Source organism: Achromobacter xylosoxidans (assembly GCF_001457475.1).
Taxonomy (GTDB): domain Bacteria; phylum Pseudomonadota; class Gammaproteobacteria; order Burkholderiales; family Burkholderiaceae_B; genus Achromobacter; species Achromobacter xylosoxidans.
Genome location: NZ_LN831029.1, coordinates 3517747 through 3530977, shown reverse-complemented (window position 1 = coordinate 3530977; position 13231 = coordinate 3517747). Strand labels below are relative to the sequence as shown.

Genomic DNA, 13231 nt, shown 5'->3' with positions numbered 1-13231 from the left:
AAAGGGCGGCGGGGCAGGGACGGCATGGATGAATGGCAAAAAAACGGTATGGATTGACCAAAATACCGCAGATTTGCCGGCCGTGCGCGACTAAGCTGGTTTCCGTACCCACCCACTGGAGAAAACCATGAAAGCTCAGGATGTGTTGCCCGACGACCGCGACAGCGCGGAGTTCCAGGGCGTGACCGTGCGCAAGGGCACGGTGGGCGCGTTCCTGGCGAACGCGCGCCTGTGGTGCGACGCCGCCACCACGCCGCCGGCCCGTGAACGCGCCGCCGCCGACCTGCGCGAGGCGTTGCCGGCCTTGCGCGCGCTGGGATTGTTCGAGGTGCTGCAGGTGCGCGACCCGGCGCTGCGGCAATGGCTGGAGACGGCCCGGGAGTGAGCCCGCGCGGGCCGGCATCCGGCGATCAGCCGTGCCGGGCACGGCGCCGGGCTGTTCTATGATGACGCCTGCCCTGGGCGCATATCCGAATGCGCCCGCCTCGTCAGCCCGGAAATCCCCATGCAATACGTTCTTGTCAGTGCCTGCCTGCTCGGCCATCCCGTGCGTTACGACGGCCGCTCGGTGCCCGGCGGCCACGATGTGCTGGCCCGCTGGCTCGATGCCGGCCGGGTGGTGTCGGTCTGTCCCGAGGTGGCCGGCGGCCTGCCGATCCCGCGTCCGCCGGCCGAGATCGAACCCGGCGCCGACGCGACCGCGGTTCTGTCCGGGCGCGCTCGGGTGATGACGGTGTCCGGCGAGGACGCGACCCGGCCCTTCGTCGACGGCGCGCAACAGGCGCTGGAGGCGGCGCGGCGACGCGGCATCCGCATCGCCGTGCTCAAGGAGGGCAGCCCTTCCTGTGGCAGCGGTTACGTCTACGACGGCAGCTTCTCCGGCCAGCGGCAGGCGGGGGTCGGCGTCACCGCGCGGCTGTTGGCGGACGCGGGCCTGCGGGTATTCAGCGAACACCAATGGGCCGAGGCCGACGCCTGTCTGGCACGGCTGGAGGCCGGCGATGGGCTTTAACGTCGGCGACTGGCTGGTGCTGGTGGCGGTGGCGGCCGGTGCGCTGTCGGCCTGGCGGCTGCTCGCCGGGCTTGGCCGCGGGCGCCTGCTGGCGCGGGTCGGCGCGGTGGTGTCGCTGTCGTGCGCGGCCTTTTTCGGCTGGCTCTGGTATCAGCAATACCTGAAATGGGACTTCAACGAACTGGGCCGCTATTACGACCCGGTCGACCAGGTGGTCTACACCGACAGCGGTTTCGTCTGGATTCTGCCGGCCGCGCTGGCCCTGGCGGCCGGCCTGTTCTTCGCCTGGCGCGGCTGGGGCGGCCGGCGGGCCTGAGGCCCGCGGCCGTTCGCCGTGCCGCCCGCGACCGTTCGCGGTGCCGCGGCGTCGGCGCCAATTGCCACGAGCGCCCCGCGGGGCGCTCGTCGTGTCCGGGCAAGCCAGCCTCAGTTGGCGCGGTAGCCGCGGCTGTTCATGCAGGAATCCATGGCGTGGTTGTAGCTGTCCACCATGACCTGGGTGGTCCATTGCGAGATGGTCGCCGGGTCGTAGCCGCTCTGGTTCATGGCCCAGCGCTGGCAATCGGTCGAGGCGCTGGCCTGCGCCGTGTTGGCGGGCGGCGCCGCCTCGTATTGCACTGGCGCGTATTGCGCCGGCTCCTGGTAGACCGGGGGCGCGCTGTACACCGGCGGCGTCTCATAGACGGGCGCCGCGTACACCGGCGGACTGGTGTAGGACACGCCCGGCGCATAGACGCCGGTCTGCGCGTAAGAGGGGCTGGAATTGGCCGCCAGGATCAGCCCGGTGGCCGCCAGCGCGAAGGCGCCGCCGATCCACCAGCCGCTGCCGCCGCCACCGCCGCCGTGATGATGGTGGTAGCCCCCATGGTGGCCACCGCGATACCCGCCCGCCAGGGCGGGGGAACTTGCCAAGGCCAGGGCCAGCGCAACGCCGACCATGCGACCCGTGAACCGCTTCATGATCTTGCTCCTGAGCCGCCAGGCGTGCGCGTGCTGCGCAGGCTGGCGATACCGTAATGTACCGCCGCCGCCACGCGGCAGGTGTGTCAAGATTTATGAAGATTTCAAGTGATTTCAGGGGCTTGGCGGCGGGCCGGCGCTGCCGCCTGCCGTTTCCCGCGCGGGCGCGGCCTGGGCCGGCCTGGGCGCCGCCGGTTGGTCGCGCATGAAGGGCGATCCCCGCGGATTGTCGCAAGTCGTCGATTCGCCGGCCCGCAGGCGGACCACCGGGCGCGGGTCGAAGGCCTCGGCGTTGCGGTCATGGGTGGCGTGGGTGACGTAACCCGGCTTCTCGACGCACCAGTTCCAGAAGAACACCTCCGCGCCATGGATCGCCAGCATTTCGACACGCCACTCATGGCGGGCCTCGAAGCTGGCGCGGCCCTCGGCGTCGGTGCGCTGCTCGTTGCGGAACCGGTCATAGCCATAGGGATAGGCGGCGGCGATCAGCACCACCCGCGCGTCGGCCACCGGCCGTCCGGCCTCGTCCTGGACGGTGATGGCGGACTGCGGCTGCAGAGTCTTGTGGGCCGGGTAGGGTATGCAGCCAGACAGGGCCAGCGTGAACGCGGCGGCGCAACCAAGGCGAAGCAGGCGCGGCAATCGGATCATCAGGGTTTCTATGTATGCAGGAATGTATGGCTAAAAGGGCGGAAGGATAGTATTTTCACGCGATGACGACGGCACTACCCCCCTCTGTACCGCAAGAAAAGCGTTTGACGAAAGGTGAGCGCACCCGGTTGCAACTTCTGGAAGTCGCGGCGGCGGAGTTCGCCGAGCGCGGGTTCCAGCACACCCGGATCAGCGACATTGTCGCCCGGGCGGGCGTGACGCAACCGGTGTTTTATCAGTATTTCGCCGGCAAGCAGGCGGCCTACGATGAACTCGTGGGCATGTTCGCCCAGCGCCTGCGGCAGGAAGTCTGCCAGGCGCGCCTCTATGAGGATCAGCAGAATCTGCCCGTCGAGGAACGCGTGCGCCGGGGCGTGACCAACTGGCTGAACATCCTGGGCGAGGACCCCAACCTGACGCGCATCGGCTTTTTCCAGGTCGATGCGGCCGAGTCGCTCAAGGACGAGCTGGTCGAGATGATTGCCGAGAACATCCGCATCGACCAGCGCGCCGGCGTGTTTCGCAAGGACATCCCGCCGGCATGGCTGTCGCACGCCTTCATGGGCGTGATAGAGCGCTTTGCGCGCCGCGGTCCCGACGCCGAGGAGCGCGAGGCGCTGGCCGAATTCATCACCAACATGTTCCTGGAAGGCGTGCGCCAGCGCTGACAGGCGGGCCCGGCCGCCGCCCGGGTCCAGGCCGCCTGTGCCGGCCGCGTCGCTTGACGCCGTGGCCGGCCCGTGGCCCGGCGCCTATTCCACCCGCGCGCCCGAGGCCGCCACCAGCTTGCCGGCCGCGTCCCAATCCGCTTTCAGCAGTTCCTGGAACTGCGCCGGGGACCTGGCTTCGGCCTCCACGCCCAGCGCCGCCAGGCGCGCCTGCACCTTGGGATCGGCCAGCACGCTGTTGACGGCGGCGTTGAGCTTGTCGCGCTCGGCCGGCGCGATGCCGGCGGGGGCCAGCAGGCCCAGCCACGAATCGAAGGCATAGCCGGGCAGGCCGCTCTCGGCCACGGTTGGCAGGTCGGGCGCGAAGCGCGAGCGCTGCTTGCCGGTGTAGGCCAGGAACGTCACGCGCGGATCGTTGCGGTAGCCGGTCACGCCGATGGTGGCGGCGGTCACGGCCTGCACGCGGCCGGCCAGCAGCTCGGTAACGGCGTCGCCGGTGGACTTCATGGGGATGTGCTGCATCTGCGCGCCGGCGGCGCTCAGGAACGACGCCATGCCCAGGTGCGAGGCGCTGCCGTTGCCGGCGGAGGCGTAATCGTAGGCGCCCGGTTTTGCCTTTACCGCCTGGATGAACTCGGCCGTGTTGGCCACCTTCAGCCCGGCCGACGCGAGGATGACGTAGCCGGTGTTGCCCAGGTAGGCCACGCCGGTGAAATCCTTGTAGGGGTCATAGCTCAGGTTCTTGTACAGATAACCGGCGATGTGGTGGCTGGCCGCGGCCAGCACCAGCGTATTGCCGTCGGGCGCGGCGCGCGCCACCTGGGCGGTGCCCACGGTGCCGCCGGCGCCCGCGCGGTTCTCGATCACGATCGACGCGTCCAGGGTCCGGCCCAGCTCGTCGCCGATGGCGCGGGCGATGGTGTCCTGCACCGCGCCCGTGCCATACGGCACCACGATGCGGATGACGCGTTGTTCGGCATGGGCGGCGCCGGCACAGGCGGCGGCGATGGCCAGGAGCAGGGCGGAAAGGCGGGAAGGCACGCGGGCGGCAAGGGACATGGAATTGGCAATGGGTTCGATGATGCGGGGCGTTGGACTCTACCGGCCGCGCGCCGCCGCGCCAACGATTGATTCACGCCTTGCTTATTGCCGCAGGCGATATCGCGCGGCGGGCGGATGGATATACTCCCAGGGCCACTGGCCTACGACAAGACAAGGGAAATCAATGAACGCGCTCATGCAGCAGGCGATCGAGTTCGCCAACGACCACGAAACCGCCTGGGACCGCGGCGTCGATGGCGTCTTCGGCGTGCACCAGAACGATCCGCCGCCCTGGAACCGCCTGCTGGGGCCGATCCACGACCGTGGCCCGGTCTCGGGCGTGGTGCTGCGCGAGGGCCGCGAGATCGCATCGTGGGGCGAGCCCGACCGCGCCGACCTGACCTTCAGCGTGGCCAAGCTGTACCTGGCGATCCTGGCCGGACTGGCGCACGACCGCGGCCTGTTGCCGGATGTCGATGAACCGGTCGGCAAGCGCGTGCCCGGCATCGGCTTCGACCACGGCCGCAATGCGCGGATCACCTGGCGCCATCTGCTGCAGCAGACCAGCGAATGGGAAGGCGAGCGCTTCGGCGTCTCCGACCAGGCCGACCGCTACCGCGCCGTCACCTTCGGCGCGCCGCCCGACGGCAGGAAGGGCGAGGCGCGTCCGCTGCAAGCGCCCGGCACGTACTGGGAATACAACGACGTGCGCATCAACCAGCTGTCGTACGCGCTGCTGCACCTGTTCCGCAAGCCCTTGCCCGAGGTGTTCCGCGAGGCCGTCACGCGGCCGCTGGGCGCCAGCGAAAACTGGCAATGGGTGGGCTACGACAATGCCTGGGTCGAGATCGACGGCCAGCGCATGCCGTCGGTGCCGGGCGGCTCGCACTGGGGCGGCGGCATGTCGATCAGCGCCCGCGACCAGGCATTGATCGGCCAGATGCTGCTGGACCAGGGCCGCGCCGCCGATGGCCGCCAGGTGCTGTCGAGCGACTGGATCGCGCAGATGCGCCAGCCGTGCGCGATCGCGCCGTACTACGGCTACCTGATCTGGCTCAACCACGAAGGCCGCGTGTTCCCCAGCGTGCCGGCATCCAGCTTCTTCGGCGTGGGCGCGGGCAGTTCGTTCACCTGGGTCGAGCCCGAGCGCAGGCTGGTGGCGATCGTGCGCTGGCTCGATTCGGCGCACGCCGACGCGCTGTTCGGCCGAATTCTGGCGGCGGTGGACGCGCAGCCGGCCTGAGCGGCCGCCGCGCATGGCGGTCGGTGTCCCTGCCCGGCGCAGGGATTTTCAGCGGCCTGCCGGCATTCTTCTGGCAACATGCCCCTTTGCCCGCCGGGCCGCCGGCGGGCGCGCCATCGTTTTTCGCCGACCAAGGATTTCGCCATGAACTACCGCCGTCTCGGATCCAGCAACCTTCGCGTCTCGCCCCTGTGCCTGGGCACCATGATGTTCGGCGAGCAGACGCCCGATGACGAGGCCGCGCGCATCGTCGCCTCCGCGCGCGACCACGGCCTGAACTTCATCGACACCGCCGACGTCTACAACGACGGCCGTTCCGAGCAAGTGGTGGGCAAGCTGCTGCAAGGGCAGCGCCACGACTGGGTGCTGGCCAGCAAGATCGGCAACGTGGTGGGCAAGGGCCCGAACCAGTCGCACTATTCGCGCCAGTGGCTGATCCGCGGCGTGGAGCAGAGCCTGGCGCGCCTGGGCACGGATTTCCTCGACATCCTGTACCTGCACCGCGACTACCACGAGGAAAACCTGGAAGAGGCGCTGTGGGCGCTGGGCGACCTGATCCGCGCCGGCAAGCTGCGCAGCTTCGGGCTGTCGAACTTCCGCGGCTGGCGCATCGCCGAAACCCTGCGCCTGTGCGAAAAGCTGGGCGTGCCGCAGCCGGTGGTGTGCCAGCCGTACTACAACATGCTCAATCGCGGCCCCGAGGTCGAGATCCTGCCGGCCTGCCAGCACTACGGCCTGGGCGTGGTGCCGTACAGCCCGATCGCGCGCGGCGTGCTCACCGGCAAGTACCAGCCGGGCCAGGCGCCCGCCGCCGACACCCGCGCCGGGCGCGGCGACCGCCGCATCCTGGCCACCGAGTTCCGCGAGGAATCGTTGCGCATCGCGCAGCAGCTGGTACAGCACAGCGCCGCCCGCGGCGTGCAGCCGGGCCATTTCGCCACCGCCTGGGTGCTGGCCAATCCGATCGTCACCGGCGTCATCGCCGGCCCGCGCACGCTGGCGCAGATGGACGATTACTACGCCGCGCTGGACGTGACCATCACTCCCGAGGACGAGGCCCTGGTGGACAGCTGGGTCACGCCCGGCCACGCCTCGACCCACGGCTACAACGATCCCAACTATCCGTTCCACGGCCGCCCGGTGACGGTGGTCTGACGGCAGGCAGGGGGCGGCGCGCGGCGCCGCCCGCGCGCCGGCTATGCCTTGCGCAGGGTCGCGCTGGCCGGCGGGGCCAGCCCGTCCTGCGCCGCGGTGCGCCCGCCGCGCCCGATCAGCCAGGCGCACAACGCCGACACCACGCCCGAGAACAGCACGTACAGGCAGATCAGCCAGGGCTGGCCGTTGCCGGTCTTGAGCAGCGCGGTGGCGATGATCGGCGTGATGCCCGAGGCGAAGATACCCGAGAACTGGTAGACGAACGAGATGCCGGTGTAGCGCACCTTGGCGTCGAACAGCTCGCAGAACAGGGCGGCCTCCGGTCCGTAGACGGCGGCGTAGAAGATGCCGAACGGAATGATGATGGCCAGCCACACCAGCATCACGCTGCCCTGGCTGTTGAGCATCAGCCAGAAGCCGGGAAAGGCCGCCACCGCCGTGATCAGCGAGCCCCAGAAATACACCCGCGTGCGCCCGATGCGGTCGGACAGCCGCCCGAAGTAGGGGATGGTGAAGCACATCACCAGCGCGGCCGCCATCACCCCGGTCAGCGCCTCGGTGCGCGTGATCTGCAGCGTCTGGGTCAGGTAGGAGATCGAGAACACGCCGAACACGTTGAAGAACACGCCATCGATGTAGCGCGCGCCCATGCCCTTGGCGACGTTGCCCGGGTAGCGGCGGATCATGTCCATGAACGGGATGCGGCTTTCGGCGTTGTCGCGCTTGACCGCGGCGAACTCGGGCGTTTCCTTGATGTTCAGGCGGATGTACATGCCGACCCCGACCATCGCCGCCGACGCCAGGAACGCCAGGCGCCAGCCCCAGGCCATGAACTGCGCGTCGGTCAGCAGCGTCGACAGCAGCGCCACCGTGCCGGACGCCAGGCACAGGCCGATGGCCAGCCCGATCTGCGGCAGCGAGGCGTAGTAACCCTTTTTGCCCGGCGGCGCGTACTCATACGCCATCAATACCGCGCCGCCCCATTCGCCGCCCAGGCCGATGCCCTGGAACACGCGCAGGAGCAGCAGCAGGACCGGCGCCCACAGGCCGATGCTGTCATAGGTGGGCACCAGGCCGATCAGGAAGGTGGACACGCCCATGATCATCAGCGTCATCACCAGCATGCTCTTCCTGCCGATGCGATCGCCGAAGTGGCCGAACACCAGCCCGCCCAGCGGCCGCGTGATGAAGCCCACCGCGAAGGTGGTGTAGGCCAGCATGGTCGAGATGAGCGGGTCGCCCGTGGGAAAGTACAGCTTGTTGAACACGATGCCGGCGACCACGCCGTACAGGAAGAAGTCGTACCACTCGATGGTGGCGCCGATCAGCGACGCGGCGACGACTTTGCGCACCGCGGTTTCGTTCTGCTTGGCCATGCCTGTCTCCTTTGGTGGGGCGGGCGGCGCTCTGCGGCGCCGCGCCGCGGGTTGCGGTCAGTTCATGTCATGCCGCCTGCTGCAATACCGGTTGCGCCTGCGCGCGCGGCCGCGCCGCGTGCAGGTCCTGCAGGATGAAATCGGCCGCGCGTTCGGCCAGCATCACCACCGGCACGTTGGTGTTGCCCGACACCAGCGTTGGCATGATGGAGCAATCCACCACCCGCAGCCCGCTCACGCCGTGCACCCGCAGGCGCTCGTCGACCACGGCCATGGGGTCCTCGCGCGGGCCCATTTTCGCGGTGCCCGAAGGGTGGAAGATGGTGGCGCCATGCTCGCGGCAGAAATGCAGGATCTCGTCGTCGCTCTGCACCTCGGCGCCGGGCCGGAACTCGCGCTTCATCAATCCGGCCAGCGGTTCGGTGGCGGCCAGCCGGCGCGCGTACTTGACCGCCGCCACCGTCATGCGCCGGTCCAGCTCGGTGGACAGGTAGTTGGGCTGCATGGCCGGGGCTTCGAAGGGGTCGGCGCTGCGCAACCGCACCGTGCCGCGCGACGAGGGCCGCAGCTGGCACACCGAATAGGTGCAGCCCGAGAATGGATGCACCTTGCCGCCGGCCATGTCGGCCGACAGCGTGGCGAAATGGAACTGGGTGTCGGGCGTGGCGCTGGCCGGATCGACGCGGCAGAACAGGCCGCCCTGGTTGATGCCCACCGCCAGGGGCCCGCCGCGGAACAGCAGCCATTGCAGCCCCATCGCCGCGCGTCCGTGCAGCGTGCGCAGCTGGTCGTTGGTGGTGATGGGCTGGCGGGTCTCGTAGATGAGGCGGATCTGCAGGTGGTCCTGCAGGTTCTCGCCCACGCCGGGCAGGTCGCGCACCACGCCGATGCCGAAGCGCCGCAGCAGCGCGGCCGGGCCCACGCCCGACAGTTGCAGCAGTTGCGGCGATTGCAGCGCGCCGGCGCACAGGATCACCTCGCGGCGGACCCGCAGTGTGCGCACCTGGTCGTCCTGCCGATAGCGCACGCCGCAGGCGCGGCTGCCCTCGAACAGCACCGCCATCGTGTGCGCGCCGGTCTCGACACGCAGGTTGGCGCGGCCGCGCGCCGGCCGCAGATAGGCCACCGCGGTGGAGCAGCGGCGGCCATTGCGGGTGGTGAGCTGGTAGTAGCCCACCCCTTCCTGGTCGCCGCTGTTGAAGTCGGTCACGTGTGGCAGGCCGAGCGCGCGCGCCGCGCCGATCAGGCCTTCGACCAGCGGATGCGGCGTCTTGATCGAGGTGGCGTTCAGGGGGCCTTCGGTGCCGCGCGTGGCGCCCGGGCCGAGGTCGTTGTTCTCGAGCTTGCGGAAGTAGGGCAGGCATTCCTCCCAGCTCCAGCCCGGGTTGCCGGCGGCGACCCAGGCATCGTAGTCCTGGCGCTGGCCGCGGATGTAGATCAGGCCGTTGATGGCGCTGGAGCCGCCCAGCGTGCGGCCGCGCGGCCAGTAGATGCGGCGGTCCAGCATGTTAGGGTCGGGTTCGGTGTAGTAGCCCCAGTTCAGCACCTTGTGGAACATGGTCTTGCCGTAGCCGATGGGGATGTGGATCCAGGGCGAGCGGTCCGGCGGCCCCGCCTCCAGCAGGCACACGCTGTGCTGGCCGTTGGCGCTCAGGCGGTTCGCCAGCACGCAGCCGGCGGAACCGGCCCCCACCACGATGTAGTCCACGGCATCGGACATGTCTGTTTCCTCCTTGGCCTGGCCGTGCCGTGACGCGGGGAGTCCCTCGCCCGGACGGCGCGTTTACCCTGCTTGCCGCGCCGCCGCGCACTTATATACTGGCCTGATGCGAGGGGGGCGCGGCGACGCGCAAAGGTTCCGTATCTGTGGCGATTCTAGGAAGCCGCCACGGGAAAGAAAGCGCGACAAGCGCGGGAACGGCGAAATGGCACAGAACATGGATCTTCGGTTTCAAAATCGCAGTGCAGCATCGGCGCGTGCGCCCGACGCCGACGAGCCGCGGGATGGCTCGCGTTCGCTGCGCGCGCTGCTGGTGCTGGACTACCTGGCCCGCGCCCAGCACCCGCCCACGCTGGCGCAACTGGCGCAGCGCCTGGACATGCCCAAGTCCACCCTGATGCGCCTGCTGGCGTCGATGCAGCGCGCCGGCTTCGTCGCCGCCACGCCCACCGAGAACGGCTACGTGCCGGGGCCGCAGGCCACCGCGCTGGCGCTGGCCACGCTGCGCGCCTCGGCCTTCACCCGCGCCTGCCGCGCGGTGCTGGCGCAACTGGTCGGCAAGCTCGGCGAGACCTGCAATCTCACCGCGCCCGACGGCGACCAGGTGATCTACATGGAGCGGGTCGAGACCGCCGAACCGCTACGCCTGTTCTTCGCGGTCGGCAGCCACGTGCCGATGCACTGCACCGCCAGCGGCAAGCTGTTCCTGGCGTCGATGAACCGGCTCGAACGCGGCCGGGTGCTGGCGCGCCTGCCGCTCACGCGCAACACGCCGCGCACGCTGACCGATCCGGCGCGGCTGGAAGACGAACTGGAACGCCTGGCCGCGCGCGGCATCGGCATCGACAACGAGGAGTTCGTGCGCGGCATGAGCGCGGTGGCGGTGCCGGTGCGCGACGCGCAGGACCGCGTGGTGGCGGCGGTGGCGTGCCATGCGCCGACCGCGCGGCTGATGCTCGATGACCTGCTGCGCGCGGTGCCGGTGCTGCAGGGCGCGGCGCAGTCGATGAGCGCGGTGCTGGCCGAGCACCGGCCGGGCGGTTGAGGGCGTCGGGCCGCGAACCCCTAGCCCGGCAGCGCGGCCGCCCGGCGCCAAGCCAGCGCCAGCACGGCCGCCGCGCCCGCGGTCAACGTCGCCAGCATCGCGACCGGACCGGCCGCGTCGAGCAGAATCCCGGCCCCCAGCGGCGCGGCGATGCGCGTCAGGGCGAAAACGCTGGACTGGATGCCGTAGTCCAGCGCCTGCAGGCCCGGCCGTGCATGCGACATCATCAGGCCGAACGCCAGGGCGGCGGTGGCGCCCATGGCCGCCGCCACCATCATGGCGCAGGCCGCCAGCACGGCCGGGGCCGCGTCCAGGCCGACCGCCAGCGTCAATGCCAGCAACGCGGCGGCTCCGGCGCCCGCATGCAGCCGCACCGCGCGGCCCGCGCCCAGGCGCTTGAGCAGCCGCGCGCCCGCGATGCTGGCCACGGCGCCGACCGCGCCGCCCGCGACACCGACCAGCCACGCCACGCGTTGCGGCGCCAGGCCCTGGTCCAGCAGCAGCGGTTTCAGGTAGAACCAGCCTGCGCCGATGAAGGGGAACAGCAGCGCCAGCAGCGGCAGCCAGCGGCGGCTGGCGGGCAGGCGCAGGTACGCGATGGCCTGGCGGGTGGTCGAGGTGGTGTCTGTGGTTTGCAGGGGCGCGCCGGGTTGCCCCTTTGTGTCATCCAGTGTCGCCGCGTCGTTCGTGTCGAGGTGTCCATCGCGCGAGGTAATCGCGCCGTCGTCGGCTCGTCCGGCATCCATGCTCTCCCGCAGCAGCAAGGTCAGCGCCGCGCCCAGCGCCAGCGCGGCGGCCATGATCAGGAAGGGCGCCTGCCAGCCCCAGCGCGCCTGCGCCAGCAGCATCAGGCCGCCGCCGGCGATCGCGCCCAGGCACAGCGCCATCGAGCGGATGCCGCCCGCCGAGGCGCGGCCGGCCACAGGCAGCACGCGGATCGCCAGCGCGTTGACGGGCACGTCGGCCCAGGTGCCGGCCAGGGCGGCGGCGGCCGCCAGCGCGAACAGCGTAACGCCATCATTCAGCAGGTCGCGCCAGCCCAGCGCCAGCAGCACGGCGGCGTAGACCAGCAGCAGCGCCACGGTCCAGCGCCGGTAGCCGCCATGGCGCGCGCCGCGCCGGTCCAGCGGCATCGCCAGCAGGAACTTGAACACGGTCGGCAGGCTGGCCAGCTGGAACAGGCCCAGGGCGGTGCCGGACCAGCCGTGCTGGCGCAGCACCAGCGGCAGCCCCAGCCACAGATAGACGCCCGGCGCGGTCAGTGCCAGGTTGAGCCAGCCGAACAGGGCCTGGGCCAGGCCGTGCCGCAGGCGCGGCGTCATGGCGCGGTCCGCCGCGCCGACAGCACATGCAGCGGCGCCAGCGGAAAGCGGTCGGAATCGAAGCCGCGCACTTCGGCGAAGCCGGCGGCGCGCAGCGCTTGCGCCAACTGGCCCTGGCGTGTCACGCGCCGCCCCAGCAGCAGCATCGGCAGGTAATAGCGCAGCACGCGCGCGGCGGCGTCGGCGTCGTCCGGGACCTCGGCATGCGCCATCACCAGCAGCCCGCCCGGTGCAAGGGCGTCGTGCATCTTGCGGATCGCGGCGGCGGCGTCGGGCACGAAATGCAGCACCGACGAGCACCAGATGAGGTCGTAGCCGGCGCCGATATCCGCCGTGGCCAGGTCGCCGCCCACCGCCACCATGCGCTCGGCCAGCCCGGCGGCGGCGATGTTCTCGCGCGCCACGGCGGCGGTCTCGGGCCAGTCGAACACCACGCCGCTGGCCTGCGGGCGGTCCTGCACCAGCGCGATGCCGATGAGGCCCGGACCGCCGCCCAGGTCGAGGATGCGGCGGGCCGCGTCGGCGCCGGGCACGCAGGCGACCGCCTCGCGCGCCGCCGCCACGGCCAGGGCGCGTTGCTCCTGGCTGATCTGCACGCGCGCCGCGTTGGCCCAGCCGCTGGCTTCGGAAGCCGCGCCCGGCGCAGTGGCGAGCGCGGCGGCCGGATCCTGGCGCAGCCGTTGCATCAACTGCTCGCCGGACTGCGCCAGCGAGCGGCGCCGGTAGCGCCAGGCGTCGCCGCAGTAGCCAGGCCGGCCCGCCACGAAATGGGCGCGCGCCGTGGCGCCGCAGCGGTACAGCGCGGGTTCGCCGGCGATGCGATGCAGCAGGCGCAGGCTCCACAGCAGGTCCAGCAGATGCTCGGCGGCGGCGGGGCGCAGCGCCAGCGCCTGCGCGACGTGCGCGGCGCTGGCCGGCGCGACCAGGCGCGCGAACAGGTCCAGTTCCAGGGCGGCGTCGAGCGCGGCGGTTTCGACCGGCGCGGCGGCCAGGTCCCAATAGCGTTGCAGGGGCAGGGGGGAAGTCGGCATGGCGGGT

Annotated in this window: 14 protein-coding genes; 7 read left to right on the top strand and 7 right to left on the bottom strand. The window is 70.8% G+C overall.

Annotated features, from left to right (window positions below):
- Positions 1-127: 127 nt before the first annotated feature.
- The 3 genes from AT699_RS15875 to AT699_RS15865 all read left to right on the top strand — a co-directional run bounded on the left by AT699_RS15875 (position 128) and on the right by AT699_RS15865 (position 1328).
- The gene (locus AT699_RS15875; RefSeq protein WP_024069077.1) at positions 128-385 is read left to right on the top strand and encodes a hypothetical protein; all 258 of its coding nucleotides are present in this window, start codon (positions 128-130) and stop codon (positions 383-385) included.
- A gap of 120 nt (positions 386-505) precedes the next feature.
- Positions 506-1012, top strand: coding sequence for a 2-thiouracil desulfurase family protein (locus AT699_RS15870; protein WP_024069076.1), 507 nt, complete (start codon positions 506-508; stop codon positions 1010-1012).
- Complete coding sequence (locus tag AT699_RS15865; protein WP_024069075.1) at positions 1002-1328, top strand: hypothetical protein; 327 nt, start codon at positions 1002-1004, stop codon at positions 1326-1328. The genes AT699_RS15870 and AT699_RS15865 overlap by 11 nt, the downstream gene beginning before the upstream one ends.
- 110 nt (positions 1329-1438) lie before the next feature.
- On the opposite strand, the gene AT699_RS15860 is transcribed toward AT699_RS15865, so the two are convergent.
- On the bottom strand, positions 1439-1972 hold the full coding sequence (locus AT699_RS15860; protein ID WP_024069074.1) for a hypothetical protein: 534 nt from the start codon (positions 1970-1972) through the stop codon (positions 1439-1441).
- A gap of 114 nt (positions 1973-2086) precedes the next feature.
- Positions 2087-2623: a carboxypeptidase-like regulatory domain-containing protein gene (locus tag AT699_RS15855; protein ID WP_024069073.1), complete on the bottom strand. Its 537-nt coding sequence runs from the start codon at positions 2621-2623 to the stop codon at positions 2087-2089.
- 104 nt (positions 2624-2727) lie between these two features.
- On the opposite strand from AT699_RS15855, the gene AT699_RS15850 reads away from it, so the two are divergent.
- Positions 2728-3291 (top strand): TetR/AcrR family transcriptional regulator, encoded by a 564-nt coding sequence (locus AT699_RS15850; protein ID WP_232254224.1) that lies wholly within the window; start codon positions 2728-2730, stop codon positions 3289-3291.
- Between the two features lie 84 nt (positions 3292-3375).
- On the opposite strand, the gene AT699_RS15845 is transcribed toward AT699_RS15850, so the two are convergent.
- Complete coding sequence (locus AT699_RS15845; RefSeq protein WP_024069071.1) at positions 3376-4350, bottom strand: tripartite tricarboxylate transporter substrate-binding protein; 975 nt, start codon at positions 4348-4350, stop codon at positions 3376-3378.
- A 166-nt stretch (positions 4351-4516) separates the two neighbouring features.
- On the opposite strand from AT699_RS15845, the gene AT699_RS15840 reads away from it, so the two are divergent.
- Complete coding sequence (locus AT699_RS15840; RefSeq protein WP_024069070.1) at positions 4517-5575, top strand: serine hydrolase domain-containing protein; 1059 nt, start codon at positions 4517-4519, stop codon at positions 5573-5575.
- Positions 5576-5719: 144 nt separating this feature from the next.
- Entirely contained in the window at positions 5720-6730 is a 1011-nt protein-coding gene (locus AT699_RS15835) for an aldo/keto reductase (protein WP_058207331.1), read from the top strand.
- 41 nt (positions 6731-6771) lie between these two features.
- Here the strand turns inward: AT699_RS15835 and AT699_RS15830 are convergent, their stop codons facing one another.
- A complete protein-coding gene (locus AT699_RS15830; protein ID WP_024069068.1) occupies positions 6772-8106 on the bottom strand; it encodes an MFS transporter in 1335 nt (444 codons plus the stop codon).
- 67 nt (positions 8107-8173) lie between these two features.
- Positions 8174-9826: a GMC family oxidoreductase gene (locus AT699_RS15825; protein WP_024069067.1), complete on the bottom strand. Its 1653-nt coding sequence runs from the start codon at positions 9824-9826 to the stop codon at positions 8174-8176.
- Between the two features lie 205 nt (positions 9827-10031).
- On the opposite strand from AT699_RS15825, the gene AT699_RS15820 reads away from it, so the two are divergent.
- Positions 10032-10871 carry an IclR family transcriptional regulator gene (locus AT699_RS15820; RefSeq protein ID WP_024069066.1) on the top strand — a complete coding sequence of 280 codons (840 nt, stop codon included), beginning with the start codon at positions 10032-10034 and terminating at the stop codon, positions 10869-10871.
- Positions 10872-10891: 20 nt separating this feature from the next.
- Here AT699_RS15820 and AT699_RS15815 read toward each other — a convergent pair whose 3' ends face one another.
- Together AT699_RS15815 and AT699_RS15810 are read right to left on the bottom strand one after the other, a co-directional pair.
- Complete coding sequence (locus AT699_RS15815; RefSeq protein ID WP_024069065.1) at positions 10892-12193, bottom strand: MFS transporter; 1302 nt, start codon at positions 12191-12193, stop codon at positions 10892-10894.
- Entirely contained in the window at positions 12190-13224 is a 1035-nt protein-coding gene (locus tag AT699_RS15810) for a class I SAM-dependent methyltransferase (protein WP_024069064.1), read from the bottom strand. Before AT699_RS15810 ends, AT699_RS15815 begins: the two co-directional genes overlap by 4 nt.
- Positions 13225-13231 lie beyond the last annotated feature (7 nt).

Excerpts from the sequence above, each read along its gene's own strand:
- AT699_RS15875 (WP_024069077.1), top strand. The coding sequence starts at position 128 with ATGAAAGCTCAGGATGTGTTGCCCGACGACCGCGACAGCGCGGAGTTC.
- AT699_RS15870 (WP_024069076.1), top strand. The coding sequence starts at position 506 with ATGCAATACGTTCTTGTCAGTGCCTGCCTGCTCGGCCATCCCGTGCGT.
- AT699_RS15865 (WP_024069075.1), top strand. The coding sequence starts at position 1,002 with ATGGGCTTTAACGTCGGCGACTGGCTGGTGCTGGTGGCGGTGGCGGCC.
- AT699_RS15860 (WP_024069074.1), bottom strand. The coding sequence starts at position 1,972 with ATGAAGCGGTTCACGGGTCGCATGGTCGGCGTTGCGCTGGCCCTGGCC.
- AT699_RS15855 (WP_024069073.1), bottom strand. The coding sequence starts at position 2,623 with ATGATCCGATTGCCGCGCCTGCTTCGCCTTGGTTGCGCCGCCGCGTTC.
- AT699_RS15845 (WP_024069071.1), bottom strand. The coding sequence starts at position 4,350 with ATGTCCCTTGCCGCCCGCGTGCCTTCCCGCCTTTCCGCCCTGCTCCTG.
- AT699_RS15840 (WP_024069070.1), top strand. The coding sequence starts at position 4,517 with ATGAACGCGCTCATGCAGCAGGCGATCGAGTTCGCCAACGACCACGAA.
- AT699_RS15835 (WP_058207331.1), top strand. The coding sequence starts at position 5,720 with ATGAACTACCGCCGTCTCGGATCCAGCAACCTTCGCGTCTCGCCCCTG.
- AT699_RS15830 (WP_024069068.1), bottom strand. The coding sequence starts at position 8,106 with ATGGCCAAGCAGAACGAAACCGCGGTGCGCAAAGTCGTCGCCGCGTCG.
- AT699_RS15825 (WP_024069067.1), bottom strand. The coding sequence starts at position 9,826 with ATGTCCGATGCCGTGGACTACATCGTGGTGGGGGCCGGTTCCGCCGGC.
- AT699_RS15820 (WP_024069066.1), top strand. The coding sequence starts at position 10,032 with ATGGCACAGAACATGGATCTTCGGTTTCAAAATCGCAGTGCAGCATCG.
- AT699_RS15815 (WP_024069065.1), bottom strand. The coding sequence starts at position 12,193 with ATGACGCCGCGCCTGCGGCACGGCCTGGCCCAGGCCCTGTTCGGCTGG.
- AT699_RS15810 (WP_024069064.1), bottom strand. The coding sequence starts at position 13,224 with ATGCCGACTTCCCCCCTGCCCCTGCAACGCTATTGGGACCTGGCCGCC.